The organism is Pseudomonas sp. THAF187a (genome assembly GCF_009363395.1).
In the GTDB taxonomy this organism is placed as follows: Bacteria; Pseudomonadota; Gammaproteobacteria; order Pseudomonadales; family Pseudomonadaceae; genus Aquipseudomonas; species Aquipseudomonas khazarica.
This window is the reverse complement of the sequence record NZ_CP045349.1, coordinates 4,878,515-4,894,372: the sequence shown is the minus strand read 5'-3', so window position 1 is coordinate 4,894,372 and position 15,858 is coordinate 4,878,515. Positions and strand designations below refer to the sequence as shown.

14 protein-coding genes and 1 pseudogene are annotated in these 15,858 nt (G+C 65.5%); 4 read left to right on the top strand and 11 right to left on the bottom strand.

From position 1 onward, the window contains the following. The first annotated feature begins 422 nt into the window (after nt 1-422). Nucleotides 423-1,691: an OprD family porin gene (locus FIV02_RS22890; protein ID WP_037051395.1), complete on the top strand. Its 1,269-nt coding sequence runs from the start codon at nt 423-425 to the stop codon at nt 1,689-1,691. A 100-nt stretch (nt 1,692-1,791) separates the two neighbouring features. Here the strand turns inward: FIV02_RS22890 and FIV02_RS22885 are convergent, their stop codons facing one another. The 5 genes from FIV02_RS22885 to FIV02_RS22865 form a co-directional block, all read right to left on the bottom strand. Continuing rightward, nucleotides 1,792-2,136: a DUF2388 domain-containing protein gene (locus tag FIV02_RS22885; RefSeq protein ID WP_037051397.1), complete on the bottom strand. Its 345-nt coding sequence runs from the start codon at nt 2,134-2,136 to the stop codon at nt 1,792-1,794. Nucleotides 2,137-2,222: 86 nt separating this feature from the next. After that, entirely contained in the window at nt 2,223-2,690 is a 468-nt protein-coding gene (locus tag FIV02_RS22880; RefSeq protein WP_047589587.1) for an NfeD family protein, read from the bottom strand. A gap of 3 nt (nt 2,691-2,693) precedes the next feature. Beyond that, a complete protein-coding gene (locus FIV02_RS22875) occupies nt 2,694-3,629 on the bottom strand; it encodes an SPFH domain-containing protein (RefSeq protein WP_037057477.1) in 936 nt (311 codons plus the stop codon). Between the two features lie 201 nt (nt 3,630-3,830). After that, a complete protein-coding gene (locus tag FIV02_RS22870; RefSeq protein ID WP_152489876.1) occupies nt 3,831-5,615 on the bottom strand; it encodes a GspE/PulE family protein in 1,785 nt (594 codons plus the stop codon). Between the two features lie 97 nt (nt 5,616-5,712). Continuing rightward, entirely contained in the window at nt 5,713-6,039 is a 327-nt protein-coding gene (locus FIV02_RS22865; RefSeq protein ID WP_152489875.1) for a hypothetical protein, read from the bottom strand. Between the two features lie 128 nt (nt 6,040-6,167). Between FIV02_RS22865 and FIV02_RS22860 the strand changes: the two genes are divergently transcribed. Beyond that, nucleotides 6,168-6,635 carry an Lrp/AsnC family transcriptional regulator gene (locus tag FIV02_RS22860; protein ID WP_152489874.1) on the top strand — a complete coding sequence of 156 codons (468 nt, stop codon included), beginning with the start codon at nt 6,168-6,170 and terminating at the stop codon, nt 6,633-6,635. Here the strand turns inward: FIV02_RS22860 and FIV02_RS22855 are convergent. The 6 genes from FIV02_RS22855 to FIV02_RS22830 all read right to left on the bottom strand — a co-directional run bounded on the left by FIV02_RS22855 (nt 6,632) and on the right by FIV02_RS22830 (nt 13,999). Next, a complete protein-coding gene (locus FIV02_RS22855; protein WP_152489873.1) occupies nt 6,632-7,297 on the bottom strand; it encodes a DUF502 domain-containing protein in 666 nt (221 codons plus the stop codon). The genes FIV02_RS22860 and FIV02_RS22855 overlap by 4 nt on opposite strands. Nucleotides 7,298-7,462: 165 nt before the next feature. Then, the gene (gene dctM / locus FIV02_RS22850; protein ID WP_152489872.1) at nt 7,463-8,746 is read right to left on the bottom strand and encodes a C4-dicarboxylate TRAP transporter large permease protein DctM; all 1,284 of its coding nucleotides are present in this window, start codon (nt 8,744-8,746) and stop codon (nt 7,463-7,465) included. Further along, nucleotides 8,746-9,372, bottom strand: a complete 627-nt coding sequence (locus FIV02_RS22845; protein WP_037057630.1) for a TRAP transporter small permease — start codon at nt 9,370-9,372, stop codon at nt 8,746-8,748. Before FIV02_RS22845 ends, dctM begins: the two co-directional genes overlap by 1 nt. 134 nt (nt 9,373-9,506) lie before the next feature. Continuing rightward, nucleotides 9,507-10,499: a C4-dicarboxylate TRAP substrate-binding protein DctP gene (gene dctP / locus FIV02_RS22840; RefSeq protein WP_152489871.1), complete on the bottom strand. Its 993-nt coding sequence runs from the start codon at nt 10,497-10,499 to the stop codon at nt 9,507-9,509. A 306-nt stretch (nt 10,500-10,805) separates the two neighbouring features. Beyond that, on the bottom strand, nt 10,806-12,191 hold the full coding sequence (locus tag FIV02_RS22835; RefSeq protein ID WP_037055349.1) for a sigma-54 dependent transcriptional regulator: 1,386 nt from the start codon (nt 12,189-12,191) through the stop codon (nt 10,806-10,808). Next, nucleotides 12,188-13,999, bottom strand: a complete 1,812-nt coding sequence (locus FIV02_RS22830) for an ATP-binding protein (RefSeq protein ID WP_047586019.1) — start codon at nt 13,997-13,999, stop codon at nt 12,188-12,190. The genes FIV02_RS22835 and FIV02_RS22830 overlap by 4 nt, the downstream gene beginning before the upstream one ends. 232 nt (nt 14,000-14,231) lie before the next feature. On the opposite strand from FIV02_RS22830, the pseudogene FIV02_RS25390 reads away from it, so the two are divergent. Then, a pseudogene (locus FIV02_RS25390) lies at nt 14,232-14,945 on the top strand (Tar ligand binding domain-containing protein); the annotation flags it as partial. Between the two features lie 123 nt (nt 14,946-15,068). Next, nucleotides 15,069-15,857: a methyl-accepting chemotaxis protein gene (locus FIV02_RS25385; RefSeq protein WP_371923290.1), complete on the top strand. Its 789-nt coding sequence runs from the start codon at nt 15,069-15,071 to the stop codon at nt 15,855-15,857. Nucleotide 15,858: the final 1 nt, after the last annotated feature.

The following is a 15,858-nucleotide window of genomic DNA, read 5'->3' as shown; positions in this document are numbered from 1 at the left end:
TGGCGGTTTTCCGCCTGATTGGCTGTTGTGGTGAGCGGAAACTTGCCTGTAGAGCCCTGTGACTAAATGGTCACTGACCTGCAGAAAAAATGTAACCTACTGTTCTAGATAGCTTGCTGAGGTGTTTTCACGATCTGGCACGCTATCTGCGTAGGCCCCGCGAGATGCCGGCGGGATGTCGGCGCAAAATAACAACGACGAGAGAAGCCAACCATGCACCATTCTGCCTGCCTCAGTTCGGCCGCTGTCCTGCGTTCGCCGTTGTTCTGTACTACCTGAGTTTTTCACGTACCCGCTCGAGCCAGGTCGTTGTCGCACCCTGGCTCGCGGTTGCGTCTGCCCTATTCGTTCCGACCTGCCTCTTCGTGCCGAAGCCTGCGTCGGACGATGCGTCAACTCAAAACACACTGGAGAGAAACATAATGAGAAAGACCTCCCTGGCACTGGCCGTAGCCGCCAGCACCCTGGGCCTGAGCCAAGTGGCCTTCGCCGATCTGGTCGGCGATACCAAGGTCAGCCTGGAAGCGCGCAACTTCTACTTCAACCGCGATTTCCGTCAGGGCAACAGTGAAACTCCGGCCAAGACCCAGTCCAAGCAGGACGAGTGGGCCCAAGGTTTCATTCTGCGCATGAACTCCGGTTTCACCGAAGGTACCGTAGGCTTCGGTGCCGATGCGATCGGCATGTTCGGCTTCAAGCTGGATTCCGGTGACGGTACCGCTGGTAGCGGTCTGCTGGTTCCGGACCGCTCGGGTGGTTCGCAGGACAACTACTCGGACCTGGCTGTAGCCGCCAAGGTCAAGGTCTCCAACAGCACCCTGCGCGTTGGCCAGATGCAGTTCAAGAACGCCGCCATCGCCTCCAGCGACGGCCGTCTGCTGCCCCAGGTATTCGAAGCCGGTCACCTGGTCTCCCAGGAAATCGACGGCCTGATGCTGGAAGCCGCTCACGTGCGTGAGGTCAACCACCGTAACTCCGGTGACTACGAAGACATCGCCATCACCAGCGGCGGTCGCCGTGGTATCACCACCTCTGGTGGCGCCACCGCCGACTCGTTCGACTTCGTCGGCGGCACCTACAAGCTGACCAAGGAACTGACGGCCGGCTACTACTACTCCAACCTGGACGAGCTGTACAAGCAGCACTCCTTCAGCGCCGTGCACGTCCTGCCGCTGGGCGACAAGCAGAGCCTGAAGACCGACGTGCGCTTCGCCCGCTCGACCGATGACGGCAATCGCAGCAACGTTGACAACAAGGCCTTCGGCGCCATGGTCACCTACTCGCTGGACGGCCATGCCTTCGGTCTGGGCTACCAGAAGATGAGCGGCGACACCGGTTTCGCCTACATCAACGGTACCGACCCGTTCCTGGTCAACTACGTGCAGATCAGCGACTTCGCCAACAAGGACGAGAAGTCCTACCAGGCGCGCTATGACTTCAACTTCGCCTCGATCGGTATCCCGGGCCTGACCTTCATGACCCGCTACCTGACCGGCGACAACGTCGATCGCGGCCGTGGCGTTTCCGAAGGTCGTGAGTGGGAGCGCAACACCGAGCTGATGTACGTCTTCCAGGAAGGCGCGCTGAAGAACCTGGGTGTTCGCTGGCGTAACGCCACCGTTCGCTCCAACTTCGCGAACGACATCGATGAAAACCGCCTGATCGTCAGCTACACCCTGCCGCTGATGTAAGGTCTGAGTCGCTCGGGAAGCCTTGCAGCTGTGTAGTCCCGAGCCGCGCTCAAGAAAATGCCCGTATCTTCCGGATACGGGCATTTTTTATGGGCGCGAGTTACTCGGCGGGAATGGCCGTGCGGGTGTCGCGCGGAGCCGCCGAGGACGCCAGGATGGCACTGGCCAGCGCCATGTCGTCGGCGTCCTGCAGCTCGGGGTTGCCTGCGCGCAACTGCTGCAGCGCGGCCTCCAGGTGCGGGCCGCGAATCTCGCCGGCACTGGCGACGAAGCTGCTGGCATCCTCCTCTGCGGCAGCGACCAGCTTGCGGTCCTTGAACGTCAGGTAAGTCGACGCGGTGGTCGCGCCCGAGGACAGAATGTCACGCAGCAGGCCATCCGCGGCTGCGCTCTGGGCAATCAGGAAGGCGCTCAATGCCATGGCGGCCCGGCTTATTGCTCGCATGATGAAGCTCCTGTGAATTAGGCACACTCATTCAGAGTGGCATCAGGAGCCACAGGTTCCGTGGTGGCGATGGCCGGCCGCCTTGGCTAGCGGACGGCCTCGCGGGCTGCGTCCTGTTCCACTTTCAGGACCACGCCCTCCTGGGCCACGACCTTGACCGGGCTGCCGGCTGGCAGGTCGGGGCCGCTGACCAGCCACAGGCTGTCGCCGGCCTTGATCTTGCCGCGTCCGTCGATGATCGCCTCGTGCAGGGCGAAGCGCCGCCCGAGCAGCTCGCTGCCGCGCCGGTTCAGGCCGGGTTGATCGCTGGGGGGCAGGGGGCTGCGCTGGCGGCGCCACCAGACCACTGCGGTGAGAATGGCCAGCAGGCCGAACAGAAAAAACTGCCAGACCCACGGCAGCGCCGGGAACAGGTAGGTCAGCACACCGACACAGGCGGCCGCGAGGCCGATCCACAGCAGGTAGCCGCCGGCACCGAAGACTTCGAGGATCAGCAGGATGGTAGCCAGGGCTAGCCAGTCCCAGAACGACAGGTTTTGCAGGTACTGGATCATGCCTCAGCTCCGCTTCTCTGCAGAGCCGTCGCTGGCGAAGGTGGCCTTGACGATTTCGCCGATGCCGCCGACGGCACCGATCACCTGGCTGGCCTCCAGTGGCATCAGCACCACCTTGCTGTTGTTGGCGGAGGCGAGCTGGCCCAGGGCCTCGACATACTTCTGGGCCACGAAGTAGTTCACCGCCTGGACGTTGCCGGCGGCGATGGCCTGGGACACCACGCGGGTCGCCTCTGCTTCGGCCTGCGCGGCCCGCTCACGGGCTTCGGCTTCGAGGAACGCGGCCTGGCGCTCGCCTTCGGCGCGAAGAATCTCAGCCTGCTTGTGCCCTTCGGCGGTGAGGATGGCGGCCGAGCGGGCGCCCTCGGCCTCGAGAATCTGCGCGCGCTTGAGGCGCTCGGCCTTCATCTGGCTGGCCATAGCCTCCACCAGGTCGGCGGGCGGGCTGATGTCCTTGATCTCGATGCGGGTGATCTTGATGCCCCAGGGAGCGGTGGCCTCGTCCACGGTCTTGAGCAGGCGCTCGTTGATGGCGTCACGCTGGCTGAGCATGGCATCGAGCTCCAGCGAGCCCAGCACGGTGCGGATGTTGGTCATCACCAGGTTGCGGATAGCGTGCTCCAGGTGGTTGACCTCGTAGGCCGCCTGGGCGGCGTTGATCACCTGGAAGAAGCACACGGCGTCGATCTGCACGATGGCGTTGTCGGAGCTGATCACTTCCTGCGGCGGAATATCCAGCACGCTCTCCATGACGTTCAGCTTGCGACCGATGCGGTCCATCACCGGCACGATGATGTTGAGGCCGGGCTTCAGCGTCGTGGTGTAGCGACCGAAGCGTTCCACCGTCCATTCCGAGCCCTGCGGCACCACCTTGAAGCCCATGTAGACGATGGCCACAGCCAGGCCGACGAACAGCAGCAGGACGCCACCGATTTCCATGATGCGATCTCCCTCGTGCATACATTGTGCAGGCGCAGGCAAGCTGCGCCGCGCCTATTCCGCATCTAAGCATAGCCGCTGCGAGATTGCCGCCGACCCCTTCTCAGTGCCCGGCAGCACCTGGCTGGCGAGCGCTGCCAGGTGAACGGCCGCACAGTGCGACGTGACGACGCGGGGCGTGCAGCGAACGCGCTCGAGGCTTCAGCGTTGCTCGCTCTGCGGCGTCACGCGCAGCACTTCCTCGATCGTGGTCTGCCCGGCGGCGACCTTCTGCGCGCCGGACAGGCGCAGGCTGCGCATGCCGTCCTTGAACGCCGCGCGACGCAGGGCGGTGAGGTCGGTGTCGGCATTGATCAGCGGGCGGATGGCATCGTTGATCAGCATGATTTCGTACACCCCGGCGCGCCCGCGGTAGCCGGTCTCGCGGCATTCCAGGCAGCCCACGGCGCGTTGCGCATGGCTCGGCAGCGGTGAGCTCCAGGGCTTGGTCAGGCCACTCCAGCTGTCTTCGTCGAGTTGCACCGGTGCCTTGCAGTGCGGGCACAGGGTCCGCACCAGGCGCTGGGCCATGACGCCGAGCACGGTGGCCTTGAGCAGGTAGTGCGGCACGCCCAGTTCGAGCAGGCGGGTAATGGCGCTGGGGGCATCGTTGGTGTGCAGGGTGCTGAGCACCAGGTGGCCGGTGAGCGCGGCCTGGATGGCCATCTCGGCGGTTTCCAGGTCGCGGATCTCGCCGATCATGATGATGTCCGGGTCCTGACGCATCAGGGCACGCACGCCGCTGGCGAAGCTCAGGTCGATGTTGTGCTGCACCTGCATCTGGTTGAAGGCCCCCTCGATCATCTCGATCGGGTCCTCGATGGTGCAGACGTTCACCTCTTCGGTGGCCAGCTGCTTGAGCGTGGTGTACAGCGTGGTGGTCTTGCCCGAACCGGTGGGGCCGGTGACCAGGATGATGCCGTTGGGCTGGCAGGTCATGCTCTCCCAGCGGCGCAGGTCGTCCGGCGAGAAGCCCAGCTGGTCGGGGCTCTTCAGCAGTACGTCGGGGTCGAAGATACGCATCACCATCTTCTCGCCGAAGGCGGTCGGCAGGGTCGACAGGCGCAGTTCCACCTCGTTGCCGTCCGGGGTCTTGGTCTTCACCCGGCCGTCCTGCGGCTTGCGCTTCTCGGCGATGTTCATCCGCCCCAGGTTCTTCAGGCGGCTGACCACCGCCATGGTGACCTGGGCAGGGAACTGGTAGACGGTGTGCAGCACGCCGTCGATGCGAAAGCGCACGGTGCCCTGTTCACGGCGCGGCTCGATATGGATATCGCTGGCGCGCTGCTGGAAGGCGTACTGGAACAGCCAGTCGACGATGTTGACGATGTGCGCATCGTTGGCGTCCGGCTCCTGGTCCTGGGCGCCGAGGCTGAGCAGCTGTTCGAAGTTGCCGACGCCGCTGACCTTCTGGTCGGTGGCATTGGCGCCGCTGACCGAGCGGGCCAGGCGATAGAACTCGGTGGTGAAGCGCTGGATGTCGGCGGGGTTGGCCACCACGCGCTTGATCGGGCGCTTGAGCACGTGCACCAGGTTGGCTTCCCAGCTGTGCACCAGCGGCTGGCTGCTGGCGATGGTGACGCTTTCGCTGTCCACCGCCACGGCAAGAATCTTGTGGCGTTGGGCGAACGCGTAGGACATCAGCGGGGTGATCGCCGGCACGTCGATCTTCAGCGGGTCGATGCGCAGATAGGGCTGCCCGGAGAAGTTGGCCAGCCACACGGTCAGGGTTTCCAGGTCGAGCTTCTTGCCCGGCCGTGTCAGGTCGTCGACCTGCTGGGCGGCGAGGAACTCCAGCGGGTGCTGGTTGTTGTTCAGCGAGCTGCGGCGTATCGCCAGGCACTGCTCGGCCACGTCCTGGTCGACCCGGTCATGGGCGACCAGTTCGCGCAGCAGGTCGCCAAGGTCCAGTACGCGATCAGGGGCGGTGGCAGTGAAGGCGGACATGAGGGCTCCTAGGGGTCGACCTGAACAAGGTTAGCCGAACTAGGATGCCCGAAAAGCTGCAGAAGGGCGAAGGGCCAGGCGTGATCGAGCGCCCGCTTCAGGCGACCTCCGTCACCAGGTTGTGATCCAGGTGCTGCCAGGTCACCTGCCAGACGCAGACCAGGCCCCGCAGCTTCTGCGCCAGGACGCCCGCGCGATGGGGCGAGAGGCCTTGCAGGCGCAGGCTGACATGCAGATCGTCCTGCTGGCGCTGGACCTGCAGCGCCTCGGGCAGCAGCTGTAGCTGGGCGAACAGGCCGAGCAGGCGGCACAGCACGTCGGCTTCTGCGTCGGTGCGCAGTTGGTATTCGACGCAGGCATCCGGGCGATCCTGCCAGGGATCGCGGCGATGGTGGACAGCGGGGAACGGCGTGGTATCAGGCATGGTAGCGACTCGGGGCAGGTTTTGCCTAAGTTTCCCCCTTGCGGCGGCAAAAGTTCTGCCTTGTTTTCTGTCATTTTGCCGGTTATGTGGATAGAGTTTCCTCAGTATTGAGTGATTGGGGAATTTTTATGTTCGTCGAGCTGGATGCCTACGATCAGCGCATTCTCGCGCTGCTGCAAGAGGATGCCGGCCTGTCCACGGCCGAGATCGCCGAGCGTATCGGCCTGTCGCAGTCGCCGTGCTGGCGTCGTATTCAGCGCCTCAAGGAAGAGGGGGTGATTCGCAAGCAGGTGACCCTGCTGGATCGCAAGCTGATCGGCCTGCACACCCAGGTGTTCGCCCAGGTCAAGCTGAATGCCCATGGCCGCTCCAACCTCACCGAGTTCGCCGAAGCCATGCGCGAGTTTCCCGAGGTGCTGGAGTGCCACGTGCTGATGGGGGCGGTGGACTTCATGCTGCGTATCGTCACGCGCGACATCGAGGCCTACGAGCGCTTCTTCTTCGAGAAGCTGTCGCTGGTGCCGGGCATCCAGGAGGTGAACTCCATCGTCGCCCTGTCGGAGATCAAGTCGACCACCAGCCTGCCTCTGGTCTAGCGGCTGCCTGGCGTGGCGGGCTCGGCCGTGCGCTTGCCGGGTGGCGTGAGGCCCATGGAAACATAGATGCTGGTCAGCTGCTCGACGCCCATGTCCGCCGGGCGAACCCACTCCTGAGGCACGTAGAGCAGACCGCCGCCCACCGGAATCGGTGCGGTCGGCACGAGGATCGCGCAGTAGGCACGTCCTTCCAGCTCCACCGTTTCCGAGCTGGGGCGCAGGGCGAGTACCGCCACGCCGTCACCCCCGAAGAAGCACCAGACCGGCGCCATGGTGGTGATGTCCGGGTTCTTGCTCTTGTCCAGCAGGCCGACGAAGCGGTCGGCCAGGTTGTAGAAGTTGCCGATCAGCGGGGTACGGCGCAGCGTGTGGTCGAACAGCCACGCCAGGGGGCGGCGCAGGCCCAGTTGTACGGCCAGCCCCAGCGGATAGAGGCTGGCCAGCAGGACCAGGCTGCCGAGTAGCCAGGCCATGTAGCCATTGCTGGAGAAGGGCTGGCCAAGGGCGGCGAACAGCTGGCCGATCATGGTCGACGGGCCGACCAGACGGTTGAGCAGGCTGAAGATCCAGGCCAGCAGGGCCATGGTCAGGACCAGCGGCAGCAGCGCCAGCAGGCCGGTGAGCCAGGTGGTCACCACGGATTTCAGGCTGCGTCGGATCATGCTCGGGATTCCTTGGTCGGGGTGTCGCGACTTTACGCGAGATGGAGGCAGGCCGTGTGGCAATCGCGGCGACTGTGTCGGGCGATGATAGGCCAAAAAAAGCCCGGCACTAGGGCCGGGCGGAGTGGGTACACGAGGTACCGAAGTAGCAGCGTTCTATCGGGTTCAGCTCATGCCCAGCCAGTTCGGCAGGGCCATGGACACGGCCGGGATGTAGGTGATCACCAGCAGGAAGCTGATCAGCATCATCAGCCACGGCAGCGCAGCGCGGATCACTGCGGTCAGCGGCATGCCGGTCACCGCCGAGGTGACGAACAGGTTCAGCCCCACCGGCGGGGTGATCAGGCCGATCTCCATGTTCACCACCATGATGATGCCCAGGTGGATCGGGTCGATGCCCAGCTGCACGGCGATCGGGAACAGGATCGGCGCGAGGATCAGGATGATCGCCGACGGCTCCATGAAGGCACCGGCGATCAGCAGCACGATGTTCACCACCAGCAGGAACTGCCACGGCTGCAGGCCCAGCTCCACCACCCAGGCGGTGATCTGCTGCGGGATCTGCTCGGTGGTCAGCACGTGGGCGAAGAGCATGGCGTTGGCGATGATGAACATCAGCATGATGGTCAGCTTGCCGGACTCCAGCAGCACCTTCGGGCACTCGCGCAGGGTCAGGTCCTTGTACACGAACAGGGCGACGAAGCCGGCGTACACGGCGGCCACGGCAGCGGCCTCGGTCGGGGTGAACATACCGGTGTAGATGCCGCCGAGGATGATCACCATCAGCAGCAGGCCCCAGAACGCCTCGCGCGCCGAGCGCAGCCATTCGCGCAAGCTGGCACGCGGCAGGGCCGGCAGCTTCTTGATCCGCGCCACCACGTAGATCGCGACCATCAGCACCAGGCCGAGCAGCACGCCCGGGATCACCCCGGCCATGAACAGCTTGCCCACCGACTGCTCGGTGGCGGCGGCGTACACCACCATGACGATCGACGGCGGAATCAGGATGCCCAGGGTCCCGGCGTTGCACACGATGCCGGCGCCGAAGGCCTGCGGGTAGCCGGAGCGGACCATGCCGGCGATGGCGATGGAGCCCACTGCCGCCACGGTGGCCGGCGACGAACCGGACAGCGCGGCGAACAGCATGCACGCCAGCACCGCGCCGATGGCCAGGCCGCCCCGGATGTGGCCGACGCAGGCGTTGGCGAAGTCGATCAGGCGGCGGGCCACGCCACCGGTGGTCATGAAGGCACCGGAGAGCAGGAAGAACGGAATCGCCAGCAGGGTGTAGTGCTCGGAGGTCTCGAACAGCTTGATCGCCAGCGAGCGCACCGAGTCGGGGCTGAACAGCATGATGGTGATCGAGCCGGCGAGGCCGAGCGAGGCGGCGATCGGCACGCCGATGAACATCAGCAGGAACAGCAGCAGGAAGAGGAACAGGACGGTCATTATTTGCTCTCCTCGTGCTCATTGACCTTCAGGGCGTCGGCGGCTTCGTCAGCCAGGCCGAGGCCGGTCTGCTGGTTGCGCAGGATGCGCACGAGAATTTCCAGGAAGCGGATGAACACCATGGCGTAGCCGAACGGCACGATCATGCCGATGTGCCATTGCTGGATGCCGTAGTGGCCGAGGTCTTCGGCGCCGATGCCGGCGCTGAACAGGGTGTGCACCCAGTCGAAGCTGCCGACCGCGATCAGGCCGGCGTAGCCCAGGCAGCACAGGCAGGCGATGACGCCGATGACGCGCTGGATGCCGCGTGGCGCGAGCTTGACCAGCGCATCCACGCCGATGTGGCCGGCGGTGCGCACGCCGTAGGCCAGGCCGAAGAAGATCAGCCAGCCGAACAGTGCCTTGGTCAGGGCGTTGCTCCAGGTCATGGCCTGGGCCATATCGAGGATGGCGTCACCGATACCCAGCAGGGTTTCGTTGCCGCCGAAATGGTCACCCAGCCAGTAGAACAGGGTGTAGAAGTTGTTGAGGATCACGTAGACGAAGGTGATCAGGGTCATGGCAGCGAGAAGAAAGGCGATGAAGCCTTCCTCGAAGTGCTCCCAGGCGCGCCGCAAGGCGTTCATGGTCGGGTCTCCCGAATGGAAAGGGCGTAGGGTGGGGCGGTCGTGGCCGACCCACCATGTGCAGCATGTCGGCGTACAAGACGCCGAGGTGGGTCAGTATCTGGCGATACTGCCCACCCTACGGCTCTCCGGCCTTACTGCTGGTTGGCGGCTTGGGCGGCCTTGATCAGGTCGGCACCGATTTCGCCTTCGAACTTCTTCCACACCGGCTGCATGGCGTCGCGCCATTGGCCACGTTGCTCGGGCGTCAGGGTCAGGATCTCGGTGGTGCCGGCGTCCAGGATGCGCTGCTTGTCACCCTGGTTGAGGGCGTCAGCCTGCTTGTTCACCTCGACGGTGACCTCGGCGATGATCTTGTCCAGCTCTTCGCGTACGTCAGCCGGCAGACCGTCCCAGAACTTGGTGTTGGTGATCAGCATGTAGTCCAGCAGGCCATGGTTGGACTCGGTGATGTACTTCTGTACTTCGTGCATCTTCTGGCTGTAGATGTTCGAGTAGGGGTTCTCGGCACCGTTGACCACGCCAGTCTGCAGGCCCTGGTAGACCTCGGCGAAGCTCATCTTGCGCGGGTTGGCGCGCACGGCCTTGAACTGCTCTTCCAGTACGGCGGAAGCCTGTACGCGGAACTTCAGACCACGGGCGTCCTTCGGCTCGCGCAGCGGCTTGTTGGCCGACAGCTGCTTGAGACCGTTGTGCCAGTAGGCCAGGCCGGTGATGCCCTTGTCGGTCATGGAGGTCAGCAGCTTCTGGCCTTCCGGACCTTTCTGGAAGCGATCGACCGCAGCCATGTCGTCGAACAGGAACGGCAGGTCGAATACCTGCAGTTGCTTGGTGTAATGCTCGAACTTGGCCAGGGACGGAGCAATGATCTGCACGTCGCCGAGCAGCAGCGCTTCCATTTCCTTGCCGTCGCCGAACAGCGAGGAGTTCGGGTAGACCTCGACCTTGACCTTGTCGCCCAGGCGCTCTTCAGCCAGTTGCTTGAACAGCATGGCACCCTGGCCCTTCGGGGTGTGCTCGGCAACGACGTGGGAGAACTTGATGACGATCGGGTCGGCGGCGTGAACGACGCCAGCGATGGACAGGGACAGGGCGCAAACCAGCGCCTTGGCAGTCAGTTTGAACATGCGGATGCTTCCTCTTGTTGTGTTTATCGCATTGGCGCCGGGGCGCTGCTGACGAACGGACAAGAGCAAGTCTAGGCGGCTTGGAGAAAAACGCCGGTGGCGTCAGCGAGGCCTGGACTTGTACTTGTGGGTTCGCTTGGGGCAAGTCTAGAGCAACCCTTGTGCCAGGCCTCTGTGGCAGGCGCATGACAAGCGCGCAGAAGCCCATCGCCAGCGGCCTCGATGGCCTCTGGCCAAGCGTGGCCGGGGGCTTTCGAGGCGCTTGCGGCGCTGTCGGGGCGGATGAATCTGGCGGTTTGCCGCCAGTCAGTCGAAATCCTCTGGCGAGCTTCCGCCAGCGCCGGAGAAATTCAGGCCGTGCTTGCGCAGTTTGTCGTGCAGGGTCTTGCGCGGCACACCCAGGGCTTCGGCCAGGCTGCGCAGCGAACCGTGCGGGCGGCTCAGCTCGGCGGCGATCAGGGCGCGCTCGAAGGCTTCCACCTGTTCGCTGAGGCCGCCGTTGACCGGTGGCAGGTTCGGCGCGTTGCTGTCCAGCGCCAGTTCCAGGCCGAGGGCGAAGCGTTCGGCGGCATTCTGCAGTTCGCGCACGTTGCCCGGCCATGGATGCCTCAGCAGCAGCGCGCGCTGCCCGGGCTGCAGCTCGCGCGAGGCCAGGGCGTGGCGTGCGGCGGCGCCATCGGCGAAGTGCTGGAACAGCAGCAGGGCGTCTTCGCCGCGCTCGCGCAGTGGCGGAATGGACAGCGGTGCGACATTCAGGCGGTAGTACAGGTCGGCCCGGAAACGCCCGGCATCGGCGGCCTGGCGCAGGTCTTCCTTGGTCGCGGCGATGACGCGGATATCCAGCGGGATCAGCTGGTTGCCGCCGAGGCGTTCGACCACGCGTTCCTGCAGCAGGCGCAGCAACTTGACCTGCACGTCCAGGCTCATGCTCTCGATCTCGTCGAGGAACAGGGTGCCGCCGTTGGCGAACTCGAACTTGCCTATGCGGCGTTTCTGCGCCCCGGTGAAGGCCCCGGCCTCATGGCCGAACAGCTCGCTTTCGACCACCGATTCGGCCAGCGCCCCCGCGTTGATGGCGACGAAGGGGCCGTTGCGGCGGTTGGACAGGTCGTGCAGGGCGCGCGCCACCACTTCCTTGCCGGCACCCGTCTCGCCGAGGATCAGCACATCGGTGGCGATGCCGGCGAGGGCGCCGATCTGCTCACGCAGGCGGTGCATGGCCGCCGACTGGCCGACCAGGCGGCTGGCCAGCTGCTGGCGGTCGGTCAGCGCCATGCGCAGGCTGCGGTTATCCAGGACCAGGCGGCGCAGCTCGAGTGCCCGGCGCACGCTGTCGAGCAGGTCATCGTTGGCGAATGGCTTCTCCAGGAAGTCATAGGCGCCCGCGCGCATCGCCTGCACGGCCAGCGGTACGTCACCGTGGCCGGTGATCAGCAGCACCGGCAGTTCGGCATCGCGTTCACGCAGCTGCTGCAGCAGCTCCAGGCCGTCGATGCCGGGCATGCGGATGTCGCTGACCACCACACCCGGCCAGCCAGCCGGAATGCGCGCGGCCAGGCCCTGGGCATGGCCCAGGCTGAGGACCTTGAACCCGGCCAGATCCAGCGTCTGGCTGAGTGCCTGACGCAGATGGGCGTCGTCGTCGATCAGCAATACCTGGATGCGGCTGTCGATGGCGCTGTCGCTGGTCATGGCGAGGGGTCCTCTGAAGGTTGCAGGTTGACGCCTGGGCTGGCCAGGCGCAGGCGCAGGGTGATCAGCGCGCCGCCAGCCGGATGATTGGCCAGCAGCAGCTCGCCGTCCAGGGCGCGTACCAGGCTTTCGCAGATCGCCAGGCCGAGCCCCAGGCCCTGGGCGCTGGTCTTGGTGGTGAAGAAGGGTTCGCGGGCACGCGCCAGGGATTCTGCGGAGAACCCCGGACCGTTGTCGCGCAGCAGCAGGTCGAGGTGATCGGCCTGCTGCTCGACGCTGATCCAGATCCGCCGTGGCGGCGCCTTGTCGACCAGGGCATCGAGGGCATTGCCCAGCAGGTTGCCGAGCACCTGGCGCAGCCGGGTCTCGCCGGCCTGGACCCACAGTGTGGCGTCCGGCAGGTCGCGTATCAGCTCGACATCCATGCTTCTGCGCCGCTTGGCCAGCAGCGACAGGGCATCGTCCAGCGCGGGCTGCAGAGCGACTCGCTCGGGCGCATGACGGTCGCGCCGGGCGAAGGCGCGCAGGTGGGCGATGATCGACGCCATGCGCTCGGTCAGTTCGCTGATCAGCCTGAGGTTGGCGCGGGCGTCGTCACTGCGCTGGTGGTCGAGCAGGGTGCTGGCGTTCTCGGCGTAGCTGCGGATGGCGCCCAGCGGCTGATTGAGTTCGTGGCTGATGCTGGCGCTCATGGTGCCGAGCGCGGACAGCTTGCCGGCCTGCACCAGTTCGTCCTGGGCGCGTACCAGCTCCTGCTGGGCCTGCTCGCGCTCCAGCACTTCCTGCTTGAGGCGGCTGTTGAGCAGTTCCAGGTCCTGGGTGCGTTCGGTCACCCGTTGCTCCAGGTCCGCCTTGGTCTGGGTGTCGAAGGCGATGCGTTCGAGGTAGTGGCGACGGCGCTGCATCATCAGGCCGAGCAGCAGCAACAGGGCCAGCAGCGCGGCGGCGCCGACGGCCACCGCAGTACGCACCGGGCGGTCGAGCAGGATGTGCGGGGCGAGGATGCTCACTGTCCAGCCGGTCTCATCGAGGGCACGGCTCTGCGTCAGCCAGGCGCCCGGGTCGAGGTCCAGCACCGGCGGCGCCTGCGTGGGGTAGGGCTGGTTGGCGGCGATCGCCAGTTGCTCGGCGCGGTCCAGCGGGCGGCTGGCGTGAAAGCGCCAGTCCGGGCGCGAAGTGAGGATCACCACGCCATTGATGTCGGTCACCATCAGCTGCTCCGGGGTGTTGCCCCACAGCGTTTCGGTGTGGTCCAGGTCGACCTTGACCACCAGTGCGCCGATGTTGCGCTCGCCATCGCGTACCGGGTAGGCGAAGTAGTAGCCGCGCTTGCCGGAGGTGGTGCCCAGGCCGAAGAAACGCCCCAGGCGCCCGGCCAGTGCCTCGCGAAAATAGGGGCGGAAGGCGAAGTTGCCCGCGACGAAGCTGTCGGACTGGTCCCAGTTGGAGGCCGCCAGAGTGACGCCGCGCGGATTCATCAGGTAGATCACGTCGGCCCCGGTCTGCTTGCGAATGCGCGCCAGCAGGCGGTTGGCGTCGTCCAGTGCGGCCGGGTCCTGCGGTGCATAGAGCGCGGCGCGCAGCCCCGGCAGGTCACCGAGGATCTGCGGCAGCACCTCGTAGCGGCGCAGGGTGCCGAGCAGGTTGGCCACGTACAGGTCCAGCGTCTGGCGGTTCTGCTCGGTGAGCACGCCGCGGTAGTAGCGTTCGGCGAGAAAGTGCACCGGCCACAGCAGGGGCGCCAGCAGCAGGGCCAGCAGCAGCAGGCTGCGCCAGCGGAGACGACGGGGATGGGGAGGCCTGGGCATGGAAGATGACTGTTGAAGGTGGGCGGGCGACGGCCGATGCAGAATTCAGGATATGGTCGATACTGTAACTTAGCGCCATCGGTAAGTGCGCGTGTTCGTGGCCCGGCGAGGTCGGGTCGCGTGCATCTGCTGCCGAGAGGATGCCTGTTGTCTGGTGGTGCCAGGGATCCATGGGCCACCCGTTGCGCTCCGCAGGGACGATACATGCGCGTTGTCCTGCAGGAGAACAGCCATGCTGTCACGACTCACCGTTCGTATGCGTTTGTTGTTCCTCGCGCTGCTGCCATTGGTGGTGCTGGTGTTGGTGATCGGCATGGCGGTGAACAACGCCAGCCGGCTGAACCAGAGCTTCGAGGAACTGTTCAAGGACCGGATGCAGCCGGTCAGCCAGCTCAAGGTCTTCGCCGACGCCTACGCGGTGACCATCGTCGACTCCCTGCACAAATACCGCGCCGAACTCTTCGACGAGGCCAAGCTGCGCGAGGCCCTGGCCTCGGCCCGCCAACGCGGCGACCAGGCCTGGAAGGCCTACCTGGCGACCAACATGACTGCGGACGAAAAGGCCAGGGTCGAACGGGTACGCGTCGACCTGCAGCAGGTGCAGCAGCTGGTGGACCAGTACATGGGCAAGCTCGATGGCGGCCTGCTGCGGGCGATCGAGCCGCGCAGCTTCAACCGCGAGCTGTACGGCACCTTCGATCCGCTCGGCAGCGAGCTTGAGCAGCTGATCGCCCTGCAGCTCAGCGAGGGGGAAAAACTCGGGGTTCGTACCGGCGAGCTGTACCAGTCGATGCGCAACACCTTCATCGGCATCGGTGTGGTCGCGCTGCTGCTGGTGCTGCTGGTGGCCCTGGTGATCGGCCTGTCGATCATCCGCCCGCTGTCGGCCCTGCGCGGTGTGATCAGCGAGGTGCAGGAGAACGCCAACCTGACCCTGCGGGCCAACGCCGAGGGCAGCGACGAGGTGGCCGACACGGCGCGTGCCTTCAATACCCTGCTCGAACATCAACAGGCGTTGATCCGTCACCTGACCGAGACCGCCACCCAGCTGGCTGCGGCTGCCGAGGAGATGAGCGCGATCAGCGCCCAGGCCAGCCAGGCCGCGACCAGCCAGGGCGACCAGACCAACATGGTGGCCACGGCGGTGCACGAGATGAGCGTGGCGGTGCAGGAGGTGGCGCAGAATGCGCAGAACATGGCCGGCGCCGCGGCCGATGCCAACCGCGAGGCGCGTCAGGGGCGCGATCTGGTGCAGGCCAATCTGAATGCCATTCGTGGCCTGTCCTCATCGGTGGACGAGGCCGGCAAGGTGATCGACAGCCTGCACAACCAGAGCGACGAGATCAGCAAGGTGCTGGGCGTGATCCAGAGCATCGCCGAGCAGACCAACCTGCTGGCGCTCAACGCCGCCATCGAAGCGGCGCGCGCGGGGGAGGCCGGGCGCGGCTTCGCCGTGGTGGCCGACGAGGTGCGGGCGCTGGCCAGCAACACCCAGCAGGCCACCGAGTCGATCCGCAGCATGATCGACGGCCTGCAGAGCGGCGCGCGCAGTGCGGTCAGCGCCATGCAGCAGTCGCGCGAGCAGGCGCAGAACAGCGTCAGCCATGCCAGGGAGGCCGACGAGGTGCTCAATCACATCGCGCTCGCCATCGAGGGCATCGCCGACGGCAACGTGCAGATATCGGCCGCCACCGAGGAGCAGACGGCGGTGGCCAGCGAGATCAGCCAGAACATCAACGGGCTCAACGACAGCATCGGCGAGGTGGTCAACGGTGCCGAGCAGAGCTCACTGGCCAGCCGCGATCTCGCGCAACTGGCCAGTGGTCTGCAGCAGCAGATTCAGCGCTTCACCGCCTAGG

What these genes read in the sequence shown, in the direction of transcription:
- FIV02_RS22890 (WP_037051395.1), top strand. Translation starts at nt 423, where the DNA reads ATGAGAAAGACCTCCCTGGCACTGGCCGTAGCCGCCAGCACCCTGGGC.
- FIV02_RS22885 (WP_037051397.1), bottom strand. Translation starts at nt 2,136, where the DNA reads ATGCGAGCAATAAGCCGGGCCGCCATGGCATTGAGCGCCTTCCTGATT.
- FIV02_RS22880 (WP_047589587.1), bottom strand. Translation starts at nt 2,690, where the DNA reads ATGATCCAGTACCTGCAAAACCTGTCGTTCTGGGACTGGCTAGCCCTG.
- FIV02_RS22875 (WP_037057477.1), bottom strand. Translation starts at nt 3,629, where the DNA reads ATGGAAATCGGTGGCGTCCTGCTGCTGTTCGTCGGCCTGGCTGTGGCC.
- FIV02_RS22870 (WP_152489876.1), bottom strand. Translation starts at nt 5,615, where the DNA reads ATGTCCGCCTTCACTGCCACCGCCCCTGATCGCGTACTGGACCTTGGC.
- FIV02_RS22865 (WP_152489875.1), bottom strand. Translation starts at nt 6,039, where the DNA reads ATGCCTGATACCACGCCGTTCCCCGCTGTCCACCATCGCCGCGATCCC.
- FIV02_RS22860 (WP_152489874.1), top strand. Translation starts at nt 6,168, where the DNA reads ATGTTCGTCGAGCTGGATGCCTACGATCAGCGCATTCTCGCGCTGCTG.
- FIV02_RS22855 (WP_152489873.1), bottom strand. Translation starts at nt 7,297, where the DNA reads ATGATCCGACGCAGCCTGAAATCCGTGGTGACCACCTGGCTCACCGGC.
- dctM (WP_152489872.1), bottom strand. Translation starts at nt 8,746, where the DNA reads ATGACCGTCCTGTTCCTCTTCCTGCTGCTGTTCCTGCTGATGTTCATC.
- FIV02_RS22845 (WP_037057630.1), bottom strand. Translation starts at nt 9,372, where the DNA reads ATGAACGCCTTGCGGCGCGCCTGGGAGCACTTCGAGGAAGGCTTCATC.
- dctP (WP_152489871.1), bottom strand. Translation starts at nt 10,499, where the DNA reads ATGTTCAAACTGACTGCCAAGGCGCTGGTTTGCGCCCTGTCCCTGTCC.
- FIV02_RS22835 (WP_037055349.1), bottom strand. Translation starts at nt 12,191, where the DNA reads ATGACCAGCGACAGCGCCATCGACAGCCGCATCCAGGTATTGCTGATC.
- FIV02_RS22830 (WP_047586019.1), bottom strand. Translation starts at nt 13,999, where the DNA reads ATGCCCAGGCCTCCCCATCCCCGTCGTCTCCGCTGGCGCAGCCTGCTG.
- FIV02_RS25385 (WP_371923290.1), top strand. Translation starts at nt 15,069, where the DNA reads ATGAGCGCGATCAGCGCCCAGGCCAGCCAGGCCGCGACCAGCCAGGGC.